The sequence below is a fragment of the Allosphingosinicella sp. genome (assembly GCF_036387215.1).
Classification (GTDB): domain Bacteria; phylum Pseudomonadota; class Alphaproteobacteria; order Sphingomonadales; family Sphingomonadaceae; genus Allosphingosinicella.
The window spans coordinates 1-2,543 of sequence record NZ_DASVUE010000327.1; the positions used below are offsets into that span (position 1 = coordinate 1).

Annotated in this window: 3 protein-coding genes, 1 tRNA gene and 1 pseudogene; 2 read left to right on the forward strand and 3 right to left on the reverse strand. The window is 66.8% G+C overall.

Annotated features, from left to right (window positions below):
- Positions 1–107: pseudogene (locus tag VF662_RS13335) on the reverse strand (low specificity L-threonine aldolase); the annotation flags it as partial.
- A gap of 145 nt (positions 108–252) precedes the next feature.
- On the opposite strand from VF662_RS13335, the gene VF662_RS13340 reads away from it, so the two are divergent.
- Both VF662_RS13340 and VF662_RS13345 read left to right on the forward strand, forming a co-directional pair.
- On the forward strand, positions 253–684 hold the full coding sequence (locus VF662_RS13340; RefSeq protein WP_464142099.1) for a PilZ domain-containing protein: 432 nt from the start codon (positions 253–255) through the stop codon (positions 682–684).
- Between the two features lie 41 nt (positions 685–725).
- The gene (locus VF662_RS13345; RefSeq protein ID WP_464142101.1) at positions 726–1,061 is read left to right on the forward strand and encodes a PilZ domain-containing protein; all 336 of its coding nucleotides are present in this window, start codon (positions 726–728) and stop codon (positions 1,059–1,061) included.
- 10 nt (positions 1,062–1,071) lie between these two features.
- On the opposite strand, the gene VF662_RS13350 is transcribed toward VF662_RS13345, so the two are convergent.
- Positions 1,072–1,146: transfer RNA gene (locus tag VF662_RS13350), tRNA-Thr, on the reverse strand.
- A 221-nt stretch (positions 1,147–1,367) separates the two neighbouring features.
- The coding region (locus tag VF662_RS13355) for an aminopeptidase family protein P (protein WP_464142103.1) at positions 1,368–2,543 on the reverse strand (1,176 nt) is incomplete at its 5' end.

Here is a 2,543-nt window from a genome sequence, read left to right on the forward strand (position 1 = left end):
CCGCTGAGCGCGTCGCCGTCATAAGCGGTGTCGAGCCGGTTCGCGGCCGCCATCGCCGCCATCGCTTCGGGGCACACGGCCGCCGCATTGTCCGAGAAAAAACGCATGCCGGGCCGCATAGACGCCGCCCGCGCAAGGTCAATCGCGATATGCCCGAACCACCGCCCGAGGCAAAATACTGACGCGGCGTTTACCTCTAATTAGCCCTCATTCCCTAGGGTGCGGTCAAGGTTAAGACGGGGAAGAACGGGAATGGGCGCAGAGAATTTTTCGGGTGTTCCGGCGGGGCAGCGGAGCGCGAAGCGCAACCGCGTGCTGCTGGCGGCGCGGCTGAGGACCTCCGCTTTCGCCGAAGTCGACGCCCGGCTTCGCGATCTTTCGCGCAAAGGTGCCCTCGTCGAGACGAACGAAGTGTTCAGCGTCGGCGACGAACTGGTCTTCATCCGCGGCGGCACCGTGGTCCCGGCCCGCGTCGCCTGGACCGGCGGCGGCAACCGTGTCGGCCTCGAATTCCTCCGCCAGATCGACGAGAATGAGGTCCTGATCCAGCTCGGCACGTCCAAATCGAACCAGAGCCAGCAGCGCTTCCGCCGTCCCGCCCTGCACGAAGGCCTCAGCGATCACGAGCGCAAGCTCGCCCGCGTCTGGGGCGTTTCGGTCGGCATCAACGTCACTGGAGACTAACCGGAAAGGGTCGGCTCAGCCTCCCCCACGGGATCCGCAACATGCTCCACTACAGCAACCCCGTCGATATCAAGGGCGAGCTCGCTACCGGCGGCCTCGAGAATGGCCGCAAGGCCGAGCGAACGGGCGTCGAAATCGGTGCCGGGCTGCGCCAGCGCGGGGCAAGCGGTGTCACCGTGCAGATCCTCGATCTCTCCACCCACGGCTTCCGAGCTTCGACGCACCTCGATCTGCAGCAGGGCGCCGACGTGTGGCTGAAGCTTCCGGGCCTCGAGGCGCTGCACGCCAAGGTCGCCTGGTCCAACGCCCATTTCATCGGCTGCGCCTTCGAGCGGCCGCTGCACCCCGCGGTGCTCCAGATGATGGTCCGAAAATAGAAATAGGCGATGGTGCTGCCGGTGAGGATTGAACTCACGACCTCAGCCTTACCAAGGATGCGCTCTACCACTGAGCTACGGCAGCATCGCCTAGATGTCGGAAGGACGCGGCGCTATGGCCGGGGGGCCGATGCAATGTCAAGGCGGCTTGCGGCAAGTGCGTGATCCTGCCTAGTTTCCCGCCATGCCGAAAAGCGACGCGGAACGGGAAAAAAGGCTGGCCGAGGCGCTCCGCCAGAATTTGAAGCGCCGCAAGGCGCAGGCGCGGGGCGAGCCCGCCGGAGAGCCGGACAAGCCTGAGCGATCCTAGACCGGTCGGCATTGCTCCTTCAGCCAGCCGAGCACCTCGCCCTCCAGCTGCGGACCCACCACATCGACGACGCTGCGATGGTAATCGTCGAGCCAGCGCCGTTCGTCCTCCGCCAGGAGCGCGGGCTCCACGAGGCTCCTGTCGATCGGCGCGAAGGTGAGCGTTTCGAAGCCGAGCATCTCCTTCTCCGCGCCATCGATCGAGACAGGGTGGACGAGGATCAAATTCTCGACCCGGATGCCGTATTCGCCCGCCTTGTAATAGCCCGGCTCGTTCGACAGCAGCATGCCGGCGCGGAGCGGCTCGTCCCCGCCCGACTGGCTGCTCCCGACGGGCGAGATGCGCTGCGGCCCCTCGTGCACCGAGAGGTAGGAGCCGACGCCGTGGCCGGTGCCGTGGGCGTAATCCAGCCCCGCCTGCCACAGATATTGCCGCGCGAGGGTGTCGAGCTGGCTGCCGCGGGTGCCGTTCGGGAACAGCGCGCGGGCGACGGCGATATGCCCCTTCAGCACGCGCGTGAACCGGTCGCGCATCTCCGCCGTCGGCTGGCCGATCGCGACGGTGCGGGTGACGTCGGTCGTGCCGTCCGGATATTGCCCGCCCGAATCCACGAGGTAGATCGAGTTCATCTCCAGCGGCCGGTTGGTCTCCTCCGTCACCCTATAGTGGACGATCGCGCCGTTCGGGCCGGCGCCGGAAATGGTGTCGAAGCTGGTGTCGCGAAGGTCGCCGCAGCCCTGGCGGAATTCGTGCAGCTTCGCGGCGGCACAAAGCTCGTCCACCCCACCCTTGGGCGCCTCGATGGAGAGCCAGTGGAGGAAGCGCGTCAGCGCCGCACCGTCGCGGGCCTGCGCGGCCCGGTGGCCGTCAATCTCGGCCTCGTTCTTGATCGCCTTTGGAAGCACGGACGGATCGCGCTTCTGGACGATTCGTGCTCCGGCGCCCTCGAGCGCTTCGAAGATCGCCGCCACCGCTCGCTCGGGGTCGGCGACGACGGTCTTGCCGGCAAGGGAGGCGAGATGGCGCTCGAACGCGCTCCGCTCATGCACTCGAACCCCGTTGCCGAGATGCTGGCGGACGTCCTCCCCCATCTTCTCGGGCTCGACGAACAAATCGGCGGTACCGTCGTCGTGCACCAATGCGAAGGAGAGTGCGACCGGCGTGTGCTCCAC